This is a genomic window from Vibrio caribbeanicus ATCC BAA-2122, from assembly GCF_000165125.1.
In the GTDB taxonomy this organism is placed as follows: Bacteria; Pseudomonadota; Gammaproteobacteria; order Enterobacterales; family Vibrionaceae; genus Vibrio; species Vibrio caribbeanicus.
The window spans coordinates 1-24244 of the sequence record NZ_AEIU01000091.1 but is presented as its reverse complement, the minus strand read 5'-3'; the positions used below and the strand labels follow the sequence as shown (position 1 = coordinate 24244).

The following is a 24244-nucleotide window of genomic DNA, read 5'->3' as shown; positions in this document are numbered from 1 at the left end:
TCTCATCACACTGAAATTCACGCACAATAGCATCAATTCTTGATATTCATTATAGGGATAAACATGTCTATCTTCTCTGATATGCTGAGGAGCCAGCAATGAAGCAGATTCCGCGTCACCAGCAGATTATTGCATTGGTCCAAAAACAAGGCTACGTGAGTACTGATGAATTGGTGGAAAAGTTCGACGTTAGCCCACAAACCATTAGACGTGACCTCAATGAGTTAGCGAATGAAAATAAAATCCGTCGCTATCATGGAGGAGCAACCATTCCCCTGAGTTCAGAAAATACATCTTACAACGCTCGAAAAAGCATGAACCTAAATGAAAAAGATGTCATCGCAGAAGAGGTGGTCAAGCACATTCCCGATGGAGCAACTTTATTCATTGATATCGGCACCACGCCGGAAGCCATTGCAAGAGCACTGAGTAAAAATCATAAACAGCTTCGGGTCGTGACCAATAATATCAATGTCGCCACTATTTTGATGCCGAATAGTGAATGTACCGTGATTCTTGCTGGAGGAGAGGTTCGTAATATTGATGGTGGCATTGTCGGTGAAGCAACACTCGACTTCGTCAAACAGTTTCGACTTGATTTTGGTATTTTGGGTATTAGTGGTATTGACCTTGATGGTTCACTACTTGATTTTGATTATCACGAAGTAAGGGTTAAGAAAGTCATTATTGAAAATAGTCGCAGTGTTTTCCTTGCTGTTGATCATTCAAAGTTTGGTCGCAATGCCATGGTGAAACTAGGAAACATTTCTCAATTACACATGCTTTTTACCGACAAACAACCACCCAAAGAAATTTGCTCAATTCTTGACGAACACTCAATCCCCCTACAAGTCACCTCCAAACAAAACTAGCCAGCATTTAATACCGAGTAGCAAAGCGCCTTTGGCAACAAAGGCGCTTTATTTTTGCTCAAATAGAACAAAAACGAAAATAATTAATGATCACAAACGAAAGTTAATGTAGGATTAAAACCAAACAAAAATGTTCGTTCGCTCAAGAAAGGTTACCTTATGACTTTCGTTTACAATGAAGACAAGATAATTGATTTAGTGGTCATTGGTGGTGGTATCAATGGTGCTGGTATTGCAGCCGATGCTGCCGGTCGAGGTTTATCGGTGGGACTGTACGAAGCTCAGGATTTTGCCAGCGCTACATCGTCTGCAAGCTCTAAGTTGATACACGGCGGACTGCGTTACCTAGAACATTATGAATTTCGCTTGGTTTCAGAAGCCCTTGCTGAGCGAGAAGTATTATTAAACAAAGCCCCGCACATTGCTCAACCGATGAGGTTTAGATTACCTCACCGGCCGTTCTTGCGTCCTGCGTGGATGATCAGATGCGGGCTATTTCTCTACGACAATCTCGGAAAGAGAACAACACTACCCGCTAGCGAAACAATCAATCTTGCGCAATCAGGGCTTCTAAAGCCTGAGATAAAAAAAGGGTTTGAGTATTCTGACTGCTGGGTTGACGATGCGAGGCTAGTCATTCTAAATATCATGGCAGCAAAAGAGAACCATGCTGAAGTTCGCAATTATTGTAAAGTCGAGCATGCCTGCAGAGAAGGTGACATTTGGTTAATTACCATTAAAAATACCATCACAGGAGAGACATTTAAACGCAAAGCGCGCTCTCTTGTAAATGCAGCTGGCCCATGGGTAAAACAGTTTTTTGATGATAGTTTGGATCAAGACTCCCCCAGAAATATACGCTTGATAAAGGGCTCCCACATTGTCGTTCCGCGTATTCATGATGAATCACAGGCGTATATTCTTCAGAATAAGGATAGCAGGATCGTCTTCTTGATACCTTACCTGGATAAGTTTTCTATCGTTGGGACAACTGACGTCGAATACAAAGGCGATCCAAGAAAAGTCGCCATTTCAGAGGAAGAAGTCGACTATCTCATTGATGTCGTTAACCAACACTTTGTTCACCAAATCCAGCGAGAGGACGTCGTTTCTAGTTTCAGTGGTGTCCGCCCACTGTGTGATGACGAGTCTGACTCACCTCAAGCAATCACTCGTGATTACACGCTTGAAATAGAAGCGGAGCTTGATCAAGCGCCTCTTTTGTCTGTATTTGGCGGAAAGTTAACTACTTACCGTAAATTGGGAGAAGCTGCACTGAACAAACTTGCTCCCTTCTTACCTCAAATGGGTAGTGCATGGACAGCTAAACAAGCACTTCCTGGAGGGAACTTCAGTTGCTCACGAGAACAATTAGCCTCAACCATCCACCAGTCATACCCATGGATGAAAGAAGATCTATTGTTTAGATATGTTACCCAGTTTGGAAACTACACGTGGAAATTACTCGAAAACATCACTACACAAGAAGATTTGGGTATTTGTTTTTCTAGCGAAGCATCGGGTATATATCAACGTGAAATAGATTATTTGATTGAGAATGAACTCGCGGTAACGGCAGAAGACATCTTATGGCGTAGAACTAAGCTCGGCTTATACCTGAATGATCAAGAAAAGAGACACCTTGAAGACTATGTCAACGCTCAACACCAGAGTCCAGTTGTTAATCTTTCAACCGCCATATAACTCTCGCTTTCCAGGGTGAGGTTTTGCCTCAACCTGGATATCCATCAACTCTCTTTATCACTAACATCTTACCAAAACGCAATAAGTAGTAACCAAATGCGCATCCCCATAATATCGCGCTGATATTAACCCAAAGTAAGATCTCGGTTGGAAATAGGCCGACCATTATACTGCGACACATTGCAGCAGACATTAATGCAACAAAACCCAACATCATATTAGGCCCTTGATAAATAGCACGTCCCGTATGACCCATTGTCACTCGAGTGATCATTGACAAAATCAAGCCAGCCAATGCGCCGATAACGAAAAGGTGTAACATGTGGTGCTCTAATGGATGATTGTAGTTCAGCCCTCTTAGAATAAGACTCATCGGTATACAAAAATACGCAAGATGAAGCGACCAAAGTAATGGTACTTTGATTGTTTTCCATGGTTTCCACCTAAACAATCTTATCGTTTGTAAGCCTCCAGCAACCAGCATTAAAGAAGGTCCAAACTGATTAAAAGCGGCTGGAGAAAAACTCAATATAAACAACAAAGATAAAACAAGACTGCCACCCCATTCAACGAACTTGATAGGTATTGGTGGAGAGAAATTAAGTTTACGTGCAGTAAAGAAAGGGATGACTCTGCCACCCATGACCGATAGTAACAAAGTAAACCACCACATCATGGCTTGCCACACATCACTAGCAGAGAAAGGTAAGACTTTATCTAACACCGAGTAACTCGCTATATTGGCACCAATTGCCAACAAAAACAAAGGCAAGAAAAAGAGGTTTCGCCACCCCTTGGTTATCACTATTCGGTGCCCAATTTCGTACGCAACGTATAGTAAAAACAGGCTCTCAATGAAACATATAACCCATATCGAAACTGGTATCCAAAACAATAATCGGGCAAGTAACCATAGTGCGACCATCAAACCTAAACGATAGCCTTTGGTACCGGGAACACCAGTCCAGTTCTGTATCGCGGTTAAAACAAAACCAACCACAATAGCCATTGAAAAACCAAACAACATCTCATGGACATGCCACCATACCGCCGGCACCTGTAATAGAGAAGGCTGCCCCACATTAAACATCCATACCCATATTGAGATTGCAACAATAGCGTAGCCAGAACCCAGTAAAAAAAATGGGCGAAATGAAAGTCTCAAAATGGGTATTATGGCCTGCTCTTTGGCATTGTCGGTAATATTAATCACCTTATATCTCCTCAAAATGAAGCACCTTAACTTTACCATTGCAAAAAATAGTCCAAACTTAAAAACCATTCAAAAACATAACTTTAAAAACAAAAAAATCTTAAAGAGTCATTATGACCTGATTGGAATAATGTCAATATGACTCACAAATAACGTTTTACATCACTTCCATTTGTCGTAAAAAATCGTTAAGTTAACCGAAACAAATATATTTTCAGACGAGACATGGAATGAACCAATATATTTTTGGCTACGGCAGCTTGATGAATTCCGCATCACGTAAACTTACCGGCCAAACGGCAGAAGCGATCCCCGCAACCGTAGAGGGCCTGCGACGCTATTGGGGAAAAGTCGGCGATAACAATACACTTTCACCTCTGGTTGTCAGTAGGGGACAAGGAGAGGTCAATGGAGTCATACTTCGAGTTAATGACGAGGAGCTACTTGAATTTGACGCACGTGAAAATGGCTATCAAAGGGTAAAACTGGATCGTACTTGCATAACCAGTCAACTCTCTCTCTCTACCAAGGACACTGTATGGGTTTACACCAAGGATTATTCAGAGCCCCCCTGTAACTTGAGCCCAATTATGCAAACTTATGTTGATACGGTTCTCTCTGGATGCTTAGAGGTGTCAGAAGACTTTGCTAAACAATTTATCAAACAAACGATTGGCTGGAACTTTCCAATAGAAAATGATCGTTTAGACCCAAAATATAAAAACTACGCTGGTGTAAATAAACATAACTATCCATTGATAGACAAACTAGTACAAGGAGGCTAATTTCTCCTAGCTTGCGCGCTTTAAAGCCAAGGAACCTAGCATTCCGGCTTTCAGGCATAGAGAAAAAGCCTCTGGGATCATTATCTTTAAAAAAAACCACCTATATTTTCAAACCCAATCAACAGACTTGAAAATACCATGGTGAAAAATGAATCATTTAATTATCTTGAGCCCTATTCTCTTTCTGGTTATGTGGAGTAGCGGCGCTGTGATGGTCAAGCTCGGTTTACAATACACAAATGAGTGGAATTTCCTCGCCCTCCGTGCACTATTATCGCTGCTCTTTATTTCTATTACCTATAAGCTAGTAAAGAAGCCTTTATGGCCTTCTCCTTCAAAAGATCACATAAAAGATGCGTTAGTAACAGGCTTATTGCTCCAAGTCTGTTACCTTAGTTTTTACACTCTTGCAATAGGCACAGGTATGTCGCCTGGTCTGGTTACATTGATATTAGGAGCTCACCCTCTTCTGGTACCTTTTATTCAACAAATTACCCTACCGATAAGCAAAAAAATATGTTTAATCATCGGGTTCTCAGGGCTCTGCATTGCCGTGATCGGTACGAGCCAACTTAAAGAGATGAATGGCTGGGGTAACGTTTTTGCGCTTCTGGCTTTGTTGTCTTTGACTTTTGGCACAGTCAAAAAAAATGAAGGGATCCACCCAGTAAGAGCAATGGTTTACCAATGTCTGTTATCTAGCATTATTTTTACAATTGTAAGCACGGTAATTGGTTGGAGTGTGGAATGGAATATTTTGTTGCTCATCGCCCTATTGTGGATGAGTTTAGTTGTATCTATTGGCGCATTTCTTCTACTCATTTATATGAACAACCATGACCAACCAGATCGTGTCAGTCTATTGTTTTACGCTGTACCACCTACCACGTACTGTTTCGACTATGCTATTTTTGGCACGACACTCAGTAAGGTCACGCTACTAGGAATTTCGCTAGTCACGATAAGCATCGTCTATTATCGAAAACGAACTGACCCTAAGCCCCTGAGCGAAAAGTCTTTGGAGTAACGCCAAAATAAGCGTTAAAACTGCGTGTAAATGAGGATGGGTTGCTAAAACCAACCTGCTCAGCAATTAAATTAATCGGTGTATCCGTATTACTCAGAAGAGAGCGAGCTTTCTCCATCTTTAACTTGGTAATGTACCGAATCGGTGTCATGTTAATGCTTTTGTTAAATAGAAGTTTAAATTGGGAATGACTCAAACAGGCAGTACTGGCTAGTTCTTCAATCGAGAATTCCCTGCTGACATCTTGATGAATCAATTGAATTACTTTTCTAATTCTTGGGTCGATTTTAAATGATGCACACTGACTTAGAATCAGTTTATACAATAATGTGAGCATAGCTGCCTGCACATCATCTTCAATATGATGCACTATTTGTTTTTCAACAAAAACAAGATATTGCTGCGCAGCTTCATCAAGAATACGTAAACCACTGCCACTTTCATAAATTGGATTTGGCAGTATATCGGTATCAATCACTAGAAAGCGAAAATCTTCATGGGCATAAAACTCGTGGAAACACCCTGCAAGTATGACCACACAATCTCCATAACAAGCCGTTATCGCCTCGTCATCAAGTTTCAAATCAATGTAGCCTTTTATTGGCAATAGAATTTGATGATAATGATGACAATGGCCATCAGAAGTACGGTTGTAAGACCTTACGGTTATTTTATTCATAGTTTTTCCCGTAGTCCGTAGCAAAACAATTCAGCGTTCCTCTCAATATACTATAGACTTGACCACTTTCCGTAACCATAAGTTCTTTTCTTCATTTCGAATGTTTTTCTTATAAATCAATAATATAGGAAATTCCGAAATTTCTACTGGGCACTGAAGAACGCTGAGTGAAGATGTCTCTTGCATCCTCTTTGCAAAACGAGCAGGAACAATACTCAGTAATTTTCGCCCTTCTAATAAGTTTTTTATCGTGAGAAAGTGCCGAGATGAAACTGCGACTCTGCGTTGATAACCGAGCTTTGCCAGTTGACTGTCTAACTGACTGGCTAGTTTCCCATTAGGACTAACCAAAGCATGTTCCAAGGAGATAAACTCTTCAAAGCTTATGCTACCTTTGAGTTCAACAACTTGTGAGTCAAATAAACATAAATGCTGCTCCATGTAGAGAAGTTCAGTATGAAAATGAGGGCTAATATCGACGATACTCCCAACAATAACATCTAATGAACTTTGCTCACTGACTTTTACATAATTACTTCGATTAACATTTACAAAGCTTATTTGAGAGTGAGGTGACTTCAATTTGATGGCATCAAACAGTTGCGGCGCATATAACTGTTCAGCGTAATCGGTTAGACCTATCTTCCAACTATCTCCATAGTGCTCAGGTGAAAAATGAGCCTTGACCAGAAGCTCGTTTTGAACGGTACTCAGTAACCTTTCTACTGTTGGTGCAATTTGGAGAGCATACTGAGTAGGTTCCATTTTGTGGCCTACTCGCTCAAATAAAGGATCATCAAAAAGAGTTCTCATCCTCTGCAAGGAATGGCTCATTGCAGACTGGCTCACAAAACACTTCTCAGCCGCTAAACTGACACTCTGACATTGGTATAGCATATTAAACGCAACCAATAAGTTAAGATCGACGTTCTTCCAATTCAATTCTTGCGCCATTACCGTCCCATTTAATTCATATCAAATATCGAAATCATTAATTTGAATCATCATAAGCCATTGCGTACATTATCGACATACTTCATAAACAAATATAATTTTATGATTAATATTTTTACTACCTTTTTCTGGTTAGGCTGGATAAGCTTTGGCGGGCCAGCTGCGCACATTGGTTACTTCAGAAATCACTTTGTCGATAAATATCAATGGTTAACTGATGAAGAATACGCTCAATTTGTCGCATTAAGTCAGTTTTTACCAGGGCCAGGATCGAGCCAAGTCGGGTTCGCTATTGGCTATAAGAGAGGAGGGGTTATTGGTGGCTGTATGGCTTTCCTAGGGTTTACGCTTCCTTCAATCATCATCATGATCACATTAGCGGCATTGAGTAGTCAATTTACTGATACAAACTTGTTTGAAAGCATTGTACACGGACTCAAACTGCTTGCCGTCATTGTTGTTGCTGACGCTGCTTGGGGGATGTATAAAACCTTCTGTACTAATAAAATCACGGTAAGTTTATGCTTGTTAACTGCCGTAATCTTGTTAGTTCTTCCTCACACAGTAACTCAGATACTCGCAATCACTATTTCAGGTATGGTTGGCTACTGGTTTTTATCAAAGCCCAAGCAAATAGAACACAAAAAAGTTCATGTGTCCTATGCACCAGCGGTCTTGTTTGTAGCAATATTATTCGGCCTTCCTTTCATTACTTCTTCTATACCCTTTCTCGCTATTTTTAGTGACTTTTTTCAAGCTGGTAGCCTTGTTTTTGGTGGAGGCCATGTCGTTCTTCCTTTACTACAAAACTTGCTGGGTGCCCAGATCGAACAAAATACCTTTTTAACTGGCTATGCTGCGGCTCAAGCTGTACCGGGCCCAATGTTTACCTTAGCAACCTATTTAGGTTATTTCCTATACCCTTCAGCTCCCATCTTTGGTGCTTTGCTGGCCACACTTGGTGTATTTTTGCCCGGCTTTCTATTACTCATGACGGTAATGTCCCACTGGCAAGCTCTAGCACAAAAACCCAAGGTTACGGCTGTACTCACAGGAGTTAATGCGGCAGTTGTAGGGCTATTGGTGGCTGCATTTTATCAGCCCGTTTTTGTCAACGCAGTATTAACTTCATCTGATCTGGCTGGAGTTTTAATTGGTGCTCTACTCTGGAAGCAGTTAAAACTGCCTATTTTATGGTTAGTGATATTCTTTATTCTTTTTGGAGTATTTACTGGGGAACTGACCAATGCTTTACTTTAAAAGCCTCTGTACCCGTGTGAGCTTCACAAGAAAAAAGAAAACTATACACAATAGCTTTTCTCAGGTCTTACCAGTATGCTAGATTAACATTTAATTAACAATAAAACTATAAGCATAACTTTGCAGATAACATGGAGTTAGAGAATGATTCAGCCTAACGAGTTAAGCAAATCCAACTGTACCCTCCCACCACCAAATGAGATGATATTAAAATGGGCAGAGGAGCGCCCTGATGATATTTACCTCAAACAAATTATCGACAGACAGTTTGTAGAGTACACATTTTCAGAAGTAGCTGATAAAGCGTTAAAGTTAGTCAGCGCGTTAAATGGATTGGGATTAAAGCCAAGAGATAAAGTCGCATTAATTTCTAAAAATTGTGCAGAATGGTTTATTTGCGATTTAGCCATGATGTTAGGCGACTTTATTAGCGTACCAATATTCCCAACAGCGGGAGCCGATACCATAGAATACTGCTTAACTCACAGTGAAAGTACGGTTCTTATAGGTGGTAAGCTTGATGATCCGACAGCTACGCAAGAAGTAATTACGGCGATGCCAGATCTTGTTACTATCGCTCTGCCCTACGATTCTGCCCCACAGTGCGAGCATAAATTCAACGATCTAATCAATGCTTCTCAACCAAGTGAGGCTCGTCCAGAACACTATGATGATAAGTTAATGTCTCTCGTCTATACATCTGGAACTTCGGGCTTACCAAAAGGTGCGATGTTGACTTACGGTGCGTTTAGCTGGTCAGTTCAACAATTAATAAATCACATTGGTATACAAGAAAATGACCGCCTCTTTTCCTATCTGCCTCTTGCCCATATTACTGAAAGAGTTTATATCTTTGGATCGTCGATCATGGGTGGCGTTCCCACAGCTTTTCCTGAATCTCTCGATACCTTTATCGAAGATGTTAAGATGCATCGCCCAACTCTGTTTATCTCAGTGCCAAGGCTATGGACTCTCTTCCAGCAAAGAATCCAAGATAAACTACCGCAAAAGAAACTCAATTTATTGCTCAAGATTCCATTTATCAACTCTCTGATAAAGAAAAAGCTAGCGGATGGATTAGGTTTAGATCAAGCAAGAGTACTCGGATGTGGCTCGGCCCCAGTATCACCAGCACTGCTGGACTGGTACCATAGTGTTGGTTTGAACATTACCGAGGCTTGGGGTATGACCGAATCTTTTGCTTATAGTACTCTAAACTACCCTTTCAAAGCAGATAAAATTGGTAGTGTCGGCAACGCTGGACCAGGTATTGAGCTCAAGATTGCAGATGACCAAGAAATCATGGTCAGAAGTAAAGGAATGTTTTCCGGTTACTATAAAAATGATATTGCTACGCAAGAGTCTTTTGATTCTGAGGGATGGTTGCATACGGGTGATATCGGCATTATTGATGCTCAAGGCTATCTCACCATTCAAGGACGTAAAAAAGACACGTTCAAAACAGCAAAAGGGAAGTTTGTTGCTCCGGTTCCTATTGAGAAGAAACTGTTCGAATACAGTCGTGTAGAAATGATGTGCCTAATCGGATTGGGACTGCCTTTCCCTATCTTATTAGTCGTACCACATGATTTCCCAAATTTCGATCGCAAGCGCTATGAAAAAACGACCGAAAAAGTCATTGCTAAAATGAACTCCGAGTTAGAATCTCATGAACAAATAAAAGGCGTTCTCATGATTAACGATCCTTGGAGTATCGAGAATGGCATACTAACGCCAACACTCAAGATTAAGCGTCATGTTCTTGAACAAAAGTACCACGATGTTGGGCAAAACTGGCCAAAAGACAAACTCGTTGTTTGGGAAGAATAAATCTTATCCCACCAAATAAGGGAGAGCATTCGCTCTCCCTTTTGCTTTTTAACGTAAACACTTTATTATGCTTCGACAAAGACTCTAAGTAACAAGGTACGTCTATGGATTCAAGACTTCACCACCTTCCTGGCCTACGCTATTTTGAAGTAGCAGCAAGATTAAACAGCTACAGTCGCGCTGCTGAAGAACTCTTTATTAGTCAAGCTGCTGTGAGTCAAAAAATTCGTCAACTGGAAGATGGGCTTGGTTGTAAGCTTTTTGTTAGAGAAGGACGGGAGATGCGCCTTACTGAGCAAGGCAAAATCTTGTTCAAACATGTATCTCAAGGTCTCGAGAGCATAATAACTGGCTTAAACCAACTACAAAGTGAACCCGTAGAGGGACTTTTATGTGTTAGTTCAACTCCCTCATTCGCATCATGCTGGTTGCTTCCAAAACTTTGGCAGTTTTCTTCCCAGCACCCAAATATTCCGATTAGAATCGAAACAAGTTGCGATGAACCGAACTTAAAACAAGGCAATATTGATTTGGCTATCTGGCAAGGTGAAGAACTTGGCAATACGGTAGGACTTCATAAAGAGTTTTTGTTCGAGGAGCCTATCTACCCATTTTGTTCACCACACTTAGCCAACAATATTGAGCTGACCAGCCCAGAACAGCTTCTCAGTTCTTGGTTGATTCACTATCAATCAGGTGGCTACCCTTGGCAAAGTTGGTTTGCACAAGCAGGCGTAAAGATGAATAAGGAGTCAGTACAATGGACCGAAGTGAGCACATTTGATCACGCAATGAATGCTGTAGTTGCCGGTCACGGGGCATGCTTAGCCTCAGATTCATTAGCCAATGATTTCGTGAACAGAGGCCTGCTTATTAAACCTTTCCAGATCGGTATGAACCCAGGTATCCAATTTAATTTATTTTATGATCACGAATCACCGCGATTAAAACGTATCCAAGCTTTCACTAACTGGCTGCACGGAGTTATTGCAGAGTAAAAGCCCACATCATAGGCAAAGAGCTTTGTTAACTTTTTTGAGCTTTACAAATAAAAAAACCTGCAGCAAAAGCTACAGGTTTTTTACTATAGGGAACGATAAGAATTATTTCTTTTCGTTACGCTCTTTTACTTCAGCAATAACTTGCTCTGCAACGTTTGCAGGACAAGGTGCGTAGTGTGCAAATTCCATAGAGAACTGACCACGACCAGAAGTAATAGTACGTAGGTGACCGATGTAACCAAACATTTCTGATAGAGGTACGTCTGCTTTAATGCGAACACCTGTTGTACCAGCTTGCTGATCTTTGATCATGCCACGACGACGGTTAAGGTCACCGATAACATCACCAACATTGTCTTCTGGAGTGAAAACATCAACATTCATGATTGGCTCAAGAAGCTGTGCACCTGCTTTAGGCATAGACTGACGGAATGCACCTTTCGCTGCGATTTCGTACGCAATAGCAGAAGAGTCAACTGCGTGGAAGCCACCGTCGAATAGCTCAACTTCAACATCAAGTGTTGGGAATCCAGCAAGAACACCCGTTTCCATCATGCTGCCAAAGCCTTTCTCTACTGCAGGCCAGAATTCTTTTGGTACGTTACCACCAACTACTGAAGAAGAGAAAGTGAAACCTGAATTTGCTTCACCTGGCTTAATACGGTAATCAATTTTAGCAAATTGACCTGAACCACCAGACTGCTTCTTGTGAGTGTAGCTATCTTCAACAGCTTGCGTGATAGTTTCACGGTATGCTACTTGAGGAGCACCTACTTGTAGTTCAACGCCGTAAGTACGCTTAAGAATATCTACCTTGATGTCTAGGTGAAGTTCACCCATACCTTTCAAGATTGTTTCACCTGAATCTTCATCAGTCTCAACTTGGAATGATGGATCTTCTGCAACCATTTTACCAATCGCAATACCCATTTTCTCCGTAGACCCTTTGTCTTTAGGTGCTACAGCGATGGAGATTACAGGTTCTGGGAAGATCATAGCTTCAAGAGTACATTCATGCTTAGGATCACATAGTGTGTGACCAGTTTGAACGTTCTTCATGCCTACAACTGCGATGATATCACCAGCTTGTGCTTCTGTAAGTTCGTTACGCTCGTCCGCTTGCATTTCACACATACGGCCAATACGCTCTGTTTTACCCGTCGCAGAGTTAAGGATAGTATCACCTTTCTTCATGCGGCCTGAGTAAATACGAACGAAAGTTAATGCTCCAAAGCGGTCATCCATGATTTTGAATGCTAGTGCTTTTAGTGGCTCATCAGCAGAAACTGTTGCTACTTCACCTGTTGCTTCACCTGTATCAGGATCAGTTAGAGGCTGAGGGTCAACTTCAGTTGGTGCAGGTAGGTAATCTACAACTGCGTCTAGAACAAGCTGAACACCTTTGTTCTTAAATGCAGAACCACAGAAAGTTGGGAAGAACGCTAGGTCACGAGTACCTTTACGGATACAAGCTTTAAGCTGTTCAATCGACGGTTCTTCGCCTTCCATGTAAGCTTCCATGAGGTCGTCGTCTTGCTCTACAGCAGTTTCAACAAGCTCTTCACGGTATTGCTCTACATCATCAACCATGTCTGCTGGGATGTCTTGAACTTCGTAGTTTTCTGGAAGACCTGAGTCATCCCAAACGTACGCTTTACGAGTTAGAACATCAACGACACCAACGAAATCATCTTCACGACCGATTGGAAGAGTCATTACTAATGGGTTTGCACCAAGAACATTTTTCACTTGGTCAACAACACGGAAGAAGTCAGCACCCATACGGTCTAGTTTGTTTACGAAGATCAGACGAGATACTTCTGAGTCATTCGCATAGCGCCAGTTAGTCTCTGACTGAGGCTCAACACCACCAGAACCACAGAATACACCGATACCACCGTCTAGAACTTTCAGTGAACGGTATACTTCAACTGTAAAGTCAACGTGTCCAGGAGTATCGATTACGTTTAGTCGGTGGCCATTCCACTCACATGTAACAGCTGCTGATTGGATAGTGATACCACGCTCAGCTTCTTGCTCCATGAAGTCAGTTGTAGACTCACCGTCATGTACTTCACCAGTTTTATGGATTTTACCAGTAAGCTTTAGTATACGCTCAGTGGTGGTAGTTTTACCCGCATCAACGTGCGCGAAAATACCAATGTTTCTGTACTTTGATAAATCTGCCATTGTCTTACTCTGTTAATAAGGTATAAATTGCGCGCAGAGTATATCACAATCTGTCAAGACTGATACACTTGTATGTGTTTTAAAACTTCGTTTTTTTAACCTTGCAATTCATCACACTTTTTTGAATACACTGTGAAAAAAATTCACATAAAAAAGCCGCACAGTAAGCGACTTTATCTCGTTTAATTTATTTTTACCGAGAAAAAATTTCAGATGCAGGAAAGAAAAACTCAATTTCACGTGCTGCTGATTCAGTACTATCTGAGCCATGCACAGAGTTTAAACGCATATTTAGCGCATAATCGGCTCTAAGTGTTCCACAGGCAGCCTGCTCTGGATTCGTTTTCCCCATTAATTCACGGTAACGACTAATCGCATTTTCTCCCTCTAAAACCTGAACCATGATTGGACCAGATGTCATAAATTCTTTAAGAGGTGGGAAAAAATCTTTGCCTTCATGCTCAGCATAAAAACCACTGGCCTGCTCTTCAGTTAACGTAACCATTTTCGCAGCAATGATTTTAAGGCCTGCTTTCTCAATACGTCGATAAATTTCGCCGATAAGATCACGCTCTACCGCATCAGGTTTAATAATAGAAAAAGTTCTCTCTAGAGCCATAGGGTGGGTATCCTTTATCTTTTTGTTGTTGTCTTAGGGGGAGTCATTCTAAGCCTCCCACTCATATTATTTGTTAGCTTGCTGCAATAGAAGGCCAGCAATACTGCGTACACCTACACCAGTCGCTCCAGCAGCCCATTTGTCTGTCGCAGATTTACGGTAAGTCGCAGCACAGTCAAAATGTAGCCAACCTTTTTTGTAATCACTCACGAAGTAAGATAAAAAGGCGGCAGCCGTGCTTGCACCAGGTGAATAGTCACCACTACTTATGTTAGATAAGTCCGCAAAGTTTGAGGGTAACATACCTCGATGGAATTCATCCAATGGCAAAGCCCACAATCCTTCACTTTCTTCTTTGGCAACTTTCAACGCTTGAGATGAAAGCTCATTATCAAAGCTCATTAAAGCATGATAATCATTGCCTAACGCATTTTTTGCAGCACCAGTTAACGTCGCGCAGTCGATGATCAATTCGGGGTTTTGCTCACTGGCATAAATTAAGCCATCGGCTAATACCAGACGCCCTTCCGCATCAGTATTCATAATTTCTACCGTTTTGCCATTCTTATAGGTAATGATATCACCAAGTTTGAGCGCTCTCCCTGACACCATATTTTCTGCACAGCAAAGGATCAATTTCACGCGCTTGTTGAGTCCTCGAAGAATTGCAAGACCCAACCCACCTGTAATAGTACCGGAGCCTCCCATGTCTGCTTTCATTGCCGTCATCATTCCCGATGGCTTAAGGCTATAACCACCAGAATCGAAGGTTATCCCTTTTCCAACTAGGCAAGCAAAAACCGGAGCATTATCATCGCCAGTAGGGTTAAAGTCGAGCTGCAGCATTGCCGACGTGCGCTCGGATCCCCGACCGACCGCATAAATCCCCTGCCAATCTTCAGCAAGCAGATCTTTATCTTTTACAATACGTGCCGTGACCGTACCTTCAGGTGCAACAGACTTAATAAATTCTGCGGCCATGGTTGCCAATTGACGAGGAGCAACCTCTTCAGCGGTTTTATTAATAATCTCTCGTGTAAATTCAGTGGCTTTGATTCGAGCTTCTAACTCAGAAACACCTTCGAATGTTAACTCAGACCATGAAAGGCTATTTTTTTTCTTGGGACCTCGGTAACCTTGATGGAAAGACCAAATGCTCTCCAAATCCCATAATGTGCCTTCAAGAGAGATATCTTGAACCCCTTGGGCATCCAACTTTCTTGCAGCTTTCTGTATTAAATCTGAATTTTGACTACCACTGAGGTGGATTGTCGCTACAGAGTCAGAAAAAGAGAGCAATGCGTTCTTTCCCCAATGAGGCGCTGCATGTTCCTGACTTAGCACTACTGACATTTTTGCAGACATAGTTTCTCCTTGTCTTTATTGAGACGCTTTCTACGCCTTATCTAAGCATCCGGTTATATCGACACTCTTGTTATAAATTCAAAAAAACGGACATAAGAGTCCGCTTTTAAACAATGGCACTTTGCACTCTGAAAGGAATACCCCGATGATGCCAAGGTACCTATGGTAGAAAAAGTCCTCAAGCCAGAATCAAGTAAACCATGTATTGGCCACTGACCGCTAACTCTAGAAAACCTCAAAGCTGAGCTGCAAAGTAACCTCACTAAATAAACTTTCTTGCGGTCACTTAGTTATACCCAAGCAACTTAGTCCATCTCATCCATCCAACAAAGAATGATCGCTTCTAGAATTTTTTCATTTGATCGATTGGGCTCATCGTCAAATTCTTCCAGCTCAATGATCCATTGATGGAGGTCAGTAAAACGCACAGTTTTTGGGTCAAGCTCAGGGAACTTATCACAAAGTTCAATCGCTATATCTCTTGAATCTGTCCACTTCATAAAATATTGCTTCCCAGTAGATTTATAGTTTTTATCTTAAGTTAGATGGTTTCTTTAATGATCTTCCGAAGCGTGGTTAAGTGTGTACTTGGGTATTTCAACAACAAGGTCTTCATCTGCAACCACCGCTTGACATCCCAAACGAGATTCAGGTTCTAGCCCCCATGCCTTGTCTAACATATCATCTTCTAACTCATCGCTTTCTTCAATTGAGTCGAAGCCCTCACGGATAATGACATGGCAAGTCGTACAAGCGCAGGACTTTTCACACGCGTGCTCAATTCCAATACCGTTCTTAAGTGCAATATCAAGAACTGTATCTCCCGAGTTAGCTTCCAACACCGCGCCCTCAGGGCATAAATCTTCATGCGGTAATACAATTATCTTAGGCATAATTTATCTCTTAAATATCGTTAACGGATTGACCTGCTAACGCAGTTCTAATTGACTTATCCATACGACGCGAAGCAAATTCTTGGCTTGCTTTATCTGTCGCCTTGATTCCCAACTCTATCGCGTCGGCATCATTTCCATTACGAACTTCTATCAATGATTCTATGGCTTGCAATAACTGCTGATTTTCCTCTGGTGATAGCAATTCATCACCATCAGCATTTAGTGCTGTAATTAATCCCTCGATAACGCGGTCTGCTTCCACACGTTGCTCAGCAAGTGCACGAGCTTCCATATCATACTTGGCATGTGTCATCGAGTCTCTAAGCATGGTCGTCACTTCATCATCACTTAAACCGTAAGATGGTTTGACCTGAATATCTGACTGAACACCGGTACTCTTTTCCATTGCTGTCACAGAAAGAAGACCGTCAGCATCGATCTGGTACGTAACTCGAATGTGAGCAGCACCTGCTGCCATTGGAGGGATCCCTTTTAGCGAGAACCTCGCGAGAGAACGGCAATCATCAACTAGCTCCCTTTCACCTTGTACAACATGGACACTCATCGCTGTTTGACCATCTTTGAACGTGGTGAACTCTTGAGCTCGGGCTACGGGTATCGTGGTATTGCGAGGAACGATCTTTTCTACCAGTCCTCCCATTGTCTCTATACCTAAGGAAAGAGGGATTACATCAAGAAGCAACATCTCAGAATCAGGTTTATTACCTGCAAGAATATCTGCCTGAATACCTGCTCCAATAGCGACCACTTCATCCGGATTTATACTAGTTAAAGGCTCAGAGCCAAAGAAGTCTCCAACCATTTTACGTACGAGAGGCGTACGTGTAGACCCACCAACCATAACGGTCTCAAGTACTTCATCTGGAGACACACCTGCATCTTTTAGAGCTCTTCGGCAAGATAAAATCGTTCTTTTAATCAACGGCCTTATCAGGGCTTCAAAAGTTTCGCGTGTGACACTGCTTTGCCACCCTAAAACGTTAACTTCAGCAGTATCCTGAGTGGATAATGTTATCTTAGTCTGGGTAGCCACGTTGAGAACTTTACGCATCTCCTCGGCACTCAAATTTTGAGTAACACCAGATTGCTCAATGAGATAGTCAGCGAGTAAATGATCAAAGTCATCACCACCTAGGGCGGAATCACCACCTGTAGCTAATACTTCAAAGATCCCCTTAGATAAACGAAGAATTGATATATCAAAGGTACCTCCGCCAAGATCGTAAACCGCGATCACTCCTTCTTGGCCAGAGTCTAATCCATAAGCAACAGCGGCAGCGGTCGGTTCATTCAAAAGACGAAGAACATGCAAACCAGCAAGTTGGGCCGCATCTTTTGTTCCAGCTCTCTGTGCGTCATCAAAATAAGCAGGAACCGTAATGACAACACCTGTTAACTCACCACCCAACGTTTCTTCTGCGCGTTTGCCCAACGATTTTAATATATCGGCAGAAACCTCAATCGGGTTTTTGTTGCCTCCAGACGTTTTAATAACCGGTAGGCCATTATCACTCGATATAAATTGATAGGGTAAATTAGGATAGCGAGTCTGAATATCATCCAGTGAACGCCCAAGTAATCGTTTAACAGATATAACCGTATTTTCTGGATCTTGCTCAGCCAAGGACTTTGCTTGTTCACCTACGACTAACCCATCGGATGAGTAATTAACGATTGACGGTAAAATACTCTGCCCGTTCTCATCATTTAATGTCTTCGCTTCACCACTGCGCACCGATGCGATTAACGAATTGGTCGTACCCAAATCAATCCCGGCAGCAAGTTTATGCTCGTGTGGAGCTGAACTTTGACCTGGTTCTGCAATTTGAAGTAATGCCATATACGATCCTTTTTTAACTAGCCGAAGAGTTTTTCTTCCACCAGTTGTATTTCATTTTGTAATTTTGCAATAAATTTGAGCTTGCGTACGCTATCTTCGGCCTGTTCCCAATCCGTACGGTCTATTTCTGACTCTAACAATTCGAGCTGATGTTCAAACATCTTGAGCACTTTACTTTCAAAGTTTGACAACGCAAGTTCATTATCAGTGAGAGAAGGGATTTCCTCTAACTCCTCCCTCAATTCCATTTGTTCCATTAAGAACATAGGATCCTGCATTGTTTGCTGCTCGCCTTGGATCTCGTGACCGTGGAATGTAAGCAAGTATTCTGCACGAGAAATAGGATCTTTCAAAACCTGATACGCATCATTAATTTCAGCTGCTTTTTGCACAGCCAACAAACGGTCACGCTCAGATGCTGCAGCAAACTTATCGGGATGGAACTGCCTTTGAAGCTCACGAAATTGTGAAGAAAGAAGGCTACCATCCAGTTTAAACTGATTTGGTAGCCCAAATAATTCGAAGTAATTCATCGGAAATATTGCCCTTGCAGAGCCCAAAGCTCACTCGCTATGGGCATTATCGATTATACGTTGAAGCTCTCACCACAACCACATTCGCCCTTAGCATTCGGGTTGTTAAATTCAAACCCTTCATTCAAGCCTTCTTTAACGTAGTCAAGCTCGGTACCATCAAGATAAACTAGACTTTTTGCGTCAATAATTACTTTAACGCCAGAGTGTTCAAAGACAGAATCTTCTTCATTCAGCTCATCCACAAACTCGAGAACATACGCCATTCCAGAACAACCTGTTGTCTTTACACCCAAGCGTAAACCGATGCCTTTACCTCGGTTATCCAAGAATGTTCTGACGCGAGAAGCCGCTGTGTCTGTCATTGTTATGGCCATACTGCACCTTATTCGTTTGTTTTCGGTGATAACGAAAGAGCATTAACTATCCGTCATCACCGAGGGTTCATTATTGATGTTTCTTTTTGTAATCAGCGACTGCTGCTTTGATAGCATCTTCGGCAAGAATTGAACAGTGCACCTTCACTGGTGGAAGCTCTAATTCTTCAGCTATCTCCGCATTTTTGATCGCTGCAGCCTCATCAATACTTTTACCCTTAACCCACTCTGTCACCAGAGAGCTTGAAGCGATTGCGCTACCACATCCGTAGGTCTTGAATTTAGCATCTTCGATTATACCTTCAGGTGTAACTTTAATTTGCAGTTTCATCACGTCACCACAAGCAGGTGCACCTACCATGCCACTACCTACGTTCGGATCCTCTTTGTCGAACGAACCTACATTTCTTGGGTTTTCGTAGTGATCAATTACTTTTTCGCTATATGCCATAATATTTTCCTCGAATCCTCTATTAATAGTTTAGGAGATAAAACCTAGTTTAGTGGTGAGCCCACTCAACCGTATCTAGGTCAATCCCTTCTTTATACATATCCCATAGAGGAGACATGTCGCGTAGTTTAGTCACTGCTGTGCGGATTTGCTCTATAACATAGTCAATTTCAGCTTCAGTCGTGAAACGACCAAAAGAGAATCGTACCGAGCTGTGCGCAAGTTCATCGTTTAATCCAAGAGCACGCAAAACGTAAGACGGTTCTAAGCTTGCTGATGTACAAGCACTGCCTGAAGAAACCGCTAGGTCTTTCAGTGACATGAGCAAAGACTCGCCTTCAACAAAGGCAAAGCTGATATTCAAATTGTGTGGGACACGCTGCTCCATGTCTCCGTTCACTGTAACAGCTTCAAGGTCTTTAACCCCTTCGAACAAGCGATCACGCAGTGCCAAAGCATGTTTGAAGTCTTTATCCAATTCTTCTTTCGCTAGACGGAAAGCTTCGCCCATACCAACAATTTGATGGGTTGGAAGCGTGCCTGAGCGGAAACCGCGTTCATGTCCACCTCCATGCATTTGCGCCTCTAAACGAATACGAGGTTTACGACGAACGTACAAAGCACCAATACCTTTAGGGCCATATGCTTTGTGCGCGGACATAGAAATAAGATCGACCTTCATTTCTTGTACATCGATAGGCACTTTACCCGCCGACTGCGCAGCATCGACATGAAAAACGATTTTGCGTTGACGACACAAATCACCGATAGAGGCGATATCTTGGATAACACCAATCTCGTTGTTTACATGCATGATAGACACTAATACCGTGTCATCTCGCATCGCAGCTTCAAGTTTTTTGAGGTCAACAATACCGTTTGATTCAGGCTCGAGATAAGTCACTTCGAACCCTTCACGCTCCAGTTGACGACATGGATCAAGGACGGCTTTGTGCTCAGTTTTACAGGTAATAATATGCATACCTTTCTTAGCATAAAAACGAGCAGCTCCTTTAATGGCAAGGTTATCAGACTCAGTAGCACCCGATGTAAATACAATTTCTCGTGGGTCAGCATTAAGTAAATCTGCTATTTGCTCACGAGCTGTGTCGACTGCTTCTTCTGCCTGCCAGCCATAACGGTGAGAACGAGAGGCCGGGTTGCCAAACGTACCATCCATAGTCATGTACTGAGCCATTTTTTCAGCAACTCTAGGGTCAACTGGACAGGTCGCCGAATAATCTAAATAAATAGGCAGTTTCATTTTCTACTCCAATGTAACAGGCAAACCGCTTAAGAGCGGACATTTACACCGATGGGCGCGGTGTTTGTATTTTTATTAGTTAACCCATGATTGGCCGCAAGATTTAAATCTTGTCGGTCTGAAATTTCTAAAACTTCGTTGTCTTTCATCAACTCACCAAGCGTGATGTTGTTGAGAAAATCACTTATACGAGAACTTAAATCATGCCAGAGTGTGTGGGTCAGACAACGTGCACCACCTTGGCAATCCCCCCGCCCCTGACATTTGGTCGCATCGACAGATTCGTCGACTGCAGCGATGATCATACCGATAGCGATTGTGTCTGCTTCACCACCCAACCGGTACCCGCCACCTGGACCACGAACACTAGCAACCAAACCAGCTTTACGAAGTTTAGAGAATAATTGTTCTAAATATGACAGAGAGATGCCTTGGCGCTCAGAAATATCTGCCAAGGGAACTGGATTATGTTGTGAATGCAGCGCCACGTCCAACATAGCCGTAACGGCATACCTGCCTTTTGATGTAAGTCTCATAAATCATCCTATCCACACCATTAATATACCAAGAATTTTTCCATACCTGACTATTTTGGTCAAGTATTTAATTGACTATTTTAGTCAGGTATTTATCCCTTGTAAAAGTATGGACTCTGTCAGTTTTTGTTCATCTTCTCAACTGAAGTCAAAACACCTCGTAACATATTGATTTCTTGAACTTCTGGTCGAGCTCTACTGAATAACCGACGCAGTTTAGTCATCACCTTATTTGGTTGGCCATCATTGATAAAGCCCGTCAATTTTATCACTTTTTCAATGTGCTGAAGCAGCATTTCAAACTCTTCATGTCTCGAATACTCGGGAATCTCAGCTTTGGGAAATGCAGCCCTTTCTTTCTCTAAATAAGCCATACGAACCTCATAGCTTAGTGTTTGAACTGCCATTGCAAGATTCAATGAGCTGTATTCTGGGTTTGCAGGTATGCAGACATGGAAGTGGCATTTTTGCAGCTCTTCATTGGTAAGTCCGGTTCTTTCCCTACCAAATACTAAGGCAACCGGAGATGACTCTCCTTCTTCAACGAACTTTCTACCACACTCACGCGGCTCAAGCATCGGCCATTCTAGTGTTCGTGAACGAGCACTGGAGCCAACGACTAACTGGCAATCGGACACGGCTTCATCAAGTGATGATACGATTTTTGCGTTCTGCGCGATTTCTCCGGCACCAGAGGCTAATGCCATAGTTTGTTCATCAACGCTACACTGTGGATCAACCAGAACAAGATTTGTCAGGCCCATGACTTTCATCGCACGAGCAGCAGAACCAATATTGCCAGAGTGAGAGGTCCCTACTAGGACGACTTTAACGTTGTGTAGCATCAATAATTTCCATAGCCGAAAAAAAGCAGCAAGATAATAACACATACGACATGAAAATAGACACAGCTCAAAAGTTAAAACCATCAAAAGTGCAAATATTGACCACTTCCATTTAATTTCTTATCTGGTATACTGCCGCTCGTTTTTCTGTTCTTTAACATCCGTTGGGAAATTAGTATGCATCCTATGCTTAATATTGCGATTCGCGCTGCGCGAAAAGCAGGCAACCATATAGCCAAATCATTAGAAAATGTTGAAAAAATTGAGTCTACTCAAAAAGGCGCAAATGACTTTGTTACTAACGTAGACAAAGAAGCAGAAGCACTCATTATTGATACCATCAAGACATCCTATCCAGATCACAGCATCGTTGCTGAAGAAGGCGGATTTCAGGAAGGTAAAGACTCTGATGTACAATGGATCATTGACCCACTGGATGGTACCTCGAACTTTATCAAAGGCCTACCACACTTTTCTGTCTCCATTGCAGTACGCATTAAAGGCAAGACTGAAGTAGCCTGTGTTTACGACCCAATGTTAAACGAGTTATTTACCGCTCAACGTGGTGCTGGCGCTCAACTAAACAGCGCAAGAATTCGTGTAAAACAATTAAAAGATCTGAATGGTAGCATTCTTGCAACTGGTTTCCCACACAGACAAAAGCAACACTCTGAATCCTATTTCAATATTATGTCGTCGCTCTTTATAGAGTGCGCTGACTTTAGACGTACGGGTTCTGCTGCGCTTGATCTTTGCTATCTTGCTTCTGGACGCGTAGATGGTTTCTTTGAACTTGGTCTTAAGCCTTGGGATATTGCAGCAGGCGAGTTGATTGCAAGAGAAGCTGGAGCGATTGTCACTGATTTTTCAGGCGGCTCAGACCATATGAAGTCAGGTAACATCGTCGCTTCAAGTGCACGTGGCACCAAAGGTATATTGCAGCACATTCGTGAGAAAGCAAACGAAGCCCTTCTAAAGTAAAGTACTTCATACGATATAATTTATCTTTTAGCCCGCTGATCTAGTGGGCTTTTTTATATTCATAAACAATATTGATACCAATGCCATCCGGTTCTGAAGCAAATCTGACGATGTGCTCCATTTAAAGCTTCCTCTTAGCTCATAGCCACGTTAGGTGGTAAACAACTCAACCTAATTAGCCACCACAGCCGACTCAAACTAAAACGGTGAAGCGTTGTGAATACGTCTGAACGATTATTCTGCGATGGTTACGCCATGCCAACATAGCCTTCTATTGACGAAATCCTATCTAGCCACTTGACAATATTTGGATAGTTATCGAGGTTGAAACCACCCTCATATGCGACATGGGTATATGCATACAATGCAATGTCGGCAATTGATATTCTATCACCGACCAAGAATGGGGACTTACTTAACTGTGATTCCATAATCTGTAGGGCTTTATTGCCCCCAGTTTGAAGGGAGTGGTACTCTTCAATTCGGTCTTCTGGCATACCTTGATATTTTTGTATAAACCGAGCTACGGCAATATACGGCTCATGTGAGTATTGCTCAAAGAAAAGCCACTCGAACACTTTGGCTTTTTCGAACCGAGTTTCAGGCAAGAAGTCCGTATTTTCAGCAAAATAACTTAATATTGCATTTGACTCACTCAAAACCTGACCATTGTCGAAAACAATAGTTGGTATTTTACCGTTCGGGTTGATGGCTAGAAACTCATCAGTTTGAGTTTCTTTCTCCAAGATATTGACGTGTTTCCACTCATGTTCAATCTCTAAAAGTGACAACAGTAGCTTTATTTTTAGGCAGTTACCAGACTGAAAATCTCCATATACAATCACTACATTCTCCATATGTACTTCTTAAATCGCACAACGCTTTCAATAAAGCTTTGCCGCCTTTCACATTCCTATAATGCAATCTTTTTAATACCAAATCAATTTTTAATCAATAAGTTAATGAAAGTTCACAGAGATTAGGTGCATCATTCCGATACA

The 24244-nt window shown here is 42.0% G+C and carries 24 protein-coding genes; 8 read left to right on the top strand and 16 right to left on the bottom strand.

What is annotated here, in order from left to right:
* The first annotated feature begins 98 nt into the window (after positions 1 to 98).
* A complete protein-coding gene (locus RH40_RS14865) occupies positions 99 to 872 on the top strand; it encodes a DeoR/GlpR family transcriptional regulator (protein WP_009602432.1) in 774 nt (257 codons plus the stop codon).
* Positions 873 to 1031: 159 nt separating this feature from the next.
* On the top strand, positions 1032 to 2576 hold the full coding sequence (gene glpD, locus RH40_RS14860; protein ID WP_009602431.1) for a glycerol-3-phosphate dehydrogenase: 1545 nt from the start codon (positions 1032 to 1034) through the stop codon (positions 2574 to 2576).
* A 28-nt stretch (positions 2577 to 2604) separates the two neighbouring features.
* On the opposite strand, the gene RH40_RS14855 is transcribed toward glpD, so the two are convergent.
* Positions 2605 to 3789: an NnrS family protein gene (locus RH40_RS14855; protein ID WP_009602430.1), complete on the bottom strand. Its 1185-nt coding sequence runs from the start codon at positions 3787 to 3789 to the stop codon at positions 2605 to 2607.
* Positions 3790 to 4019: 230 nt separating this feature from the next.
* Here RH40_RS14855 and RH40_RS14850 point away from each other — a divergent pair, with 230 nt between their 5' ends.
* Together RH40_RS14850 and RH40_RS14845 are read left to right on the top strand one after the other, a co-directional pair.
* Positions 4020 to 4574, top strand: coding sequence for a gamma-glutamylcyclotransferase family protein (locus RH40_RS14850; RefSeq protein WP_009602429.1), 555 nt, complete (start codon positions 4020 to 4022; stop codon positions 4572 to 4574).
* Between the two features lie 148 nt (positions 4575 to 4722).
* On the top strand, positions 4723 to 5601 hold the full coding sequence (locus RH40_RS14845; RefSeq protein ID WP_009602428.1) for a DMT family transporter: 879 nt from the start codon (positions 4723 to 4725) through the stop codon (positions 5599 to 5601).
* On the opposite strand, the gene RH40_RS14840 is transcribed toward RH40_RS14845, so the two are convergent.
* Entirely contained in the window at positions 5570 to 6280 is a 711-nt protein-coding gene (locus RH40_RS14840; RefSeq protein WP_009602427.1) for an AraC family transcriptional regulator, read from the bottom strand. The genes RH40_RS14845 and RH40_RS14840 overlap by 32 nt on opposite strands.
* A gap of 42 nt (positions 6281 to 6322) precedes the next feature.
* Positions 6323 to 7234 carry a LysR family transcriptional regulator gene (locus RH40_RS14835; protein ID WP_009602426.1) on the bottom strand — a complete coding sequence of 304 codons (912 nt, stop codon included), beginning with the start codon at positions 7232 to 7234 and terminating at the stop codon, positions 6323 to 6325.
* Positions 7235 to 7336: 102 nt separating this feature from the next.
* Here RH40_RS14835 and chrA point away from each other — a divergent pair, with 102 nt between their 5' ends.
* From chrA to RH40_RS14820, 3 genes are all read left to right on the top strand, one after another.
* On the top strand, positions 7337 to 8494 hold the full coding sequence (gene chrA, locus RH40_RS14830) for a chromate efflux transporter (protein WP_009602425.1): 1158 nt from the start codon (positions 7337 to 7339) through the stop codon (positions 8492 to 8494).
* 144 nt (positions 8495 to 8638) lie between these two features.
* Positions 8639 to 10324 carry an AMP-binding protein gene (locus RH40_RS14825; RefSeq protein WP_009602424.1) on the top strand — a complete coding sequence of 562 codons (1686 nt, stop codon included), beginning with the start codon at positions 8639 to 8641 and terminating at the stop codon, positions 10322 to 10324.
* A gap of 104 nt (positions 10325 to 10428) precedes the next feature.
* Positions 10429 to 11322 (top strand): LysR substrate-binding domain-containing protein, encoded by an 894-nt coding sequence (locus RH40_RS14820; protein ID WP_009602423.1) that lies wholly within the window; start codon positions 10429 to 10431, stop codon positions 11320 to 11322.
* Positions 11323 to 11427: 105 nt separating this feature from the next.
* On the opposite strand, the gene fusA is transcribed toward RH40_RS14820, so the two are convergent.
* From fusA to trmJ, 12 genes are all read right to left on the bottom strand, one after another.
* Positions 11428 to 13515, bottom strand: a complete 2088-nt coding sequence (fusA, locus tag RH40_RS14815) for an elongation factor G (protein ID WP_009602422.1) — start codon at positions 13513 to 13515, stop codon at positions 11428 to 11430.
* Positions 13516 to 13708: 193 nt separating this feature from the next.
* Positions 13709 to 14134 (bottom strand): nucleoside-diphosphate kinase, encoded by a 426-nt coding sequence (gene ndk / locus RH40_RS14810; RefSeq protein ID WP_009602421.1) that lies wholly within the window; start codon positions 14132 to 14134, stop codon positions 13709 to 13711.
* Positions 14135 to 14200: 66 nt separating this feature from the next.
* Complete coding sequence (pepB, locus tag RH40_RS14805; RefSeq protein WP_009602420.1) at positions 14201 to 15499, bottom strand: aminopeptidase PepB; 1299 nt, start codon at positions 15497 to 15499, stop codon at positions 14201 to 14203.
* Positions 15500 to 15804: 305 nt separating this feature from the next.
* Positions 15805 to 15999, bottom strand: a complete 195-nt coding sequence (gene iscX, locus RH40_RS14800; RefSeq protein ID WP_009602418.1) for a Fe-S cluster assembly protein IscX — start codon at positions 15997 to 15999, stop codon at positions 15805 to 15807.
* A gap of 54 nt (positions 16000 to 16053) precedes the next feature.
* Positions 16054 to 16392 carry an ISC system 2Fe-2S type ferredoxin gene (gene fdx / locus RH40_RS14795; RefSeq protein WP_009602417.1) on the bottom strand — a complete coding sequence of 113 codons (339 nt, stop codon included), beginning with the start codon at positions 16390 to 16392 and terminating at the stop codon, positions 16054 to 16056.
* A gap of 10 nt (positions 16393 to 16402) precedes the next feature.
* Positions 16403 to 18256: a Fe-S protein assembly chaperone HscA gene (gene hscA / locus RH40_RS14790; RefSeq protein WP_009602416.1), complete on the bottom strand. Its 1854-nt coding sequence runs from the start codon at positions 18254 to 18256 to the stop codon at positions 16403 to 16405.
* Positions 18257 to 18273: 17 nt separating this feature from the next.
* Entirely contained in the window at positions 18274 to 18789 is a 516-nt protein-coding gene (hscB, locus tag RH40_RS14785; RefSeq protein ID WP_009602415.1) for a co-chaperone HscB, read from the bottom strand.
* A 53-nt stretch (positions 18790 to 18842) separates the two neighbouring features.
* Positions 18843 to 19166, bottom strand: a complete 324-nt coding sequence (gene iscA, locus RH40_RS14780; protein ID WP_009602414.1) for an iron-sulfur cluster assembly protein IscA — start codon at positions 19164 to 19166, stop codon at positions 18843 to 18845.
* A 70-nt stretch (positions 19167 to 19236) separates the two neighbouring features.
* Positions 19237 to 19617 carry a Fe-S cluster assembly scaffold IscU gene (gene iscU / locus RH40_RS14775; RefSeq protein WP_009602413.1) on the bottom strand — a complete coding sequence of 127 codons (381 nt, stop codon included), beginning with the start codon at positions 19615 to 19617 and terminating at the stop codon, positions 19237 to 19239.
* A 49-nt stretch (positions 19618 to 19666) separates the two neighbouring features.
* Positions 19667 to 20881, bottom strand: a complete 1215-nt coding sequence (locus RH40_RS14770) for an IscS subfamily cysteine desulfurase (RefSeq protein ID WP_009602412.1) — start codon at positions 20879 to 20881, stop codon at positions 19667 to 19669.
* Between the two features lie 29 nt (positions 20882 to 20910).
* Entirely contained in the window at positions 20911 to 21417 is a 507-nt protein-coding gene (iscR, locus tag RH40_RS14765) for a Fe-S cluster assembly transcriptional regulator IscR (protein WP_009602411.1), read from the bottom strand.
* 119 nt (positions 21418 to 21536) lie between these two features.
* Positions 21537 to 22262: a tRNA (cytosine(32)/uridine(32)-2'-O)-methyltransferase TrmJ gene (gene trmJ / locus RH40_RS14760; protein ID WP_009602410.1), complete on the bottom strand. Its 726-nt coding sequence runs from the start codon at positions 22260 to 22262 to the stop codon at positions 21537 to 21539.
* Positions 22263 to 22439: 177 nt separating this feature from the next.
* Between trmJ and suhB the strand changes: the two genes are divergently transcribed.
* Positions 22440 to 23243: an inositol-1-monophosphatase gene (gene suhB / locus RH40_RS14755; RefSeq protein WP_009602409.1), complete on the top strand. Its 804-nt coding sequence runs from the start codon at positions 22440 to 22442 to the stop codon at positions 23241 to 23243.
* 248 nt (positions 23244 to 23491) lie between these two features.
* On the opposite strand, the gene RH40_RS14750 is transcribed toward suhB, so the two are convergent.
* Positions 23492 to 24088 carry a glutathione S-transferase family protein gene (locus RH40_RS14750; RefSeq protein ID WP_039954797.1) on the bottom strand — a complete coding sequence of 199 codons (597 nt, stop codon included), beginning with the start codon at positions 24086 to 24088 and terminating at the stop codon, positions 23492 to 23494.
* Positions 24089 to 24244: the final 156 nt, after the last annotated feature.

Excerpts from the sequence above, each read along its gene's own strand:
- RH40_RS14865 (WP_009602432.1), top strand. The coding sequence starts at position 99 with ATGAAGCAGATTCCGCGTCACCAGCAGATTATTGCATTGGTCCAAAAA.
- glpD (WP_009602431.1), top strand. The coding sequence starts at position 1,032 with ATGACTTTCGTTTACAATGAAGACAAGATAATTGATTTAGTGGTCATT.
- RH40_RS14850 (WP_009602429.1), top strand. The coding sequence starts at position 4,020 with ATGAACCAATATATTTTTGGCTACGGCAGCTTGATGAATTCCGCATCA.
- RH40_RS14845 (WP_009602428.1), top strand. The coding sequence starts at position 4,723 with ATGAATCATTTAATTATCTTGAGCCCTATTCTCTTTCTGGTTATGTGG.
- RH40_RS14840 (WP_009602427.1), bottom strand. The coding sequence starts at position 6,280 with ATGAATAAAATAACCGTAAGGTCTTACAACCGTACTTCTGATGGCCAT.
- RH40_RS14835 (WP_009602426.1), bottom strand. The coding sequence starts at position 7,234 with ATGGCGCAAGAATTGAATTGGAAGAACGTCGATCTTAACTTATTGGTT.
- chrA (WP_009602425.1), top strand. The coding sequence starts at position 7,337 with ATGATTAATATTTTTACTACCTTTTTCTGGTTAGGCTGGATAAGCTTT.
- RH40_RS14825 (WP_009602424.1), top strand. The coding sequence starts at position 8,639 with ATGATTCAGCCTAACGAGTTAAGCAAATCCAACTGTACCCTCCCACCA.
- RH40_RS14820 (WP_009602423.1), top strand. The coding sequence starts at position 10,429 with ATGGATTCAAGACTTCACCACCTTCCTGGCCTACGCTATTTTGAAGTA.
- fusA (WP_009602422.1), bottom strand. The coding sequence starts at position 13,515 with ATGGCAGATTTATCAAAGTACAGAAACATTGGTATTTTCGCGCACGTT.
- ndk (WP_009602421.1), bottom strand. The coding sequence starts at position 14,134 with ATGGCTCTAGAGAGAACTTTTTCTATTATTAAACCTGATGCGGTAGAG.
- pepB (WP_009602420.1), bottom strand. The coding sequence starts at position 15,499 with ATGTCTGCAAAAATGTCAGTAGTGCTAAGTCAGGAACATGCAGCGCCT.
- iscX (WP_009602418.1), bottom strand. The coding sequence starts at position 15,999 with ATGAAGTGGACAGATTCAAGAGATATAGCGATTGAACTTTGTGATAAG.
- fdx (WP_009602417.1), bottom strand. The coding sequence starts at position 16,392 with ATGCCTAAGATAATTGTATTACCGCATGAAGATTTATGCCCTGAGGGC.
- hscA (WP_009602416.1), bottom strand. The coding sequence starts at position 18,256 with ATGGCATTACTTCAAATTGCAGAACCAGGTCAAAGTTCAGCTCCACAC.
- hscB (WP_009602415.1), bottom strand. The coding sequence starts at position 18,789 with ATGAATTACTTCGAATTATTTGGGCTACCAAATCAGTTTAAACTGGAT.
- iscA (WP_009602414.1), bottom strand. The coding sequence starts at position 19,166 with ATGGCCATAACAATGACAGACACAGCGGCTTCTCGCGTCAGAACATTC.
- iscU (WP_009602413.1), bottom strand. The coding sequence starts at position 19,617 with ATGGCATATAGCGAAAAAGTAATTGATCACTACGAAAACCCAAGAAAT.
- RH40_RS14770 (WP_009602412.1), bottom strand. The coding sequence starts at position 20,881 with ATGAAACTGCCTATTTATTTAGATTATTCGGCGACCTGTCCAGTTGAC.
- iscR (WP_009602411.1), bottom strand. The coding sequence starts at position 21,417 with ATGAGACTTACATCAAAAGGCAGGTATGCCGTTACGGCTATGTTGGAC.
- trmJ (WP_009602410.1), bottom strand. The coding sequence starts at position 22,262 with ATGCTACACAACGTTAAAGTCGTCCTAGTAGGGACCTCTCACTCTGGC.
- suhB (WP_009602409.1), top strand. The coding sequence starts at position 22,440 with ATGCATCCTATGCTTAATATTGCGATTCGCGCTGCGCGAAAAGCAGGC.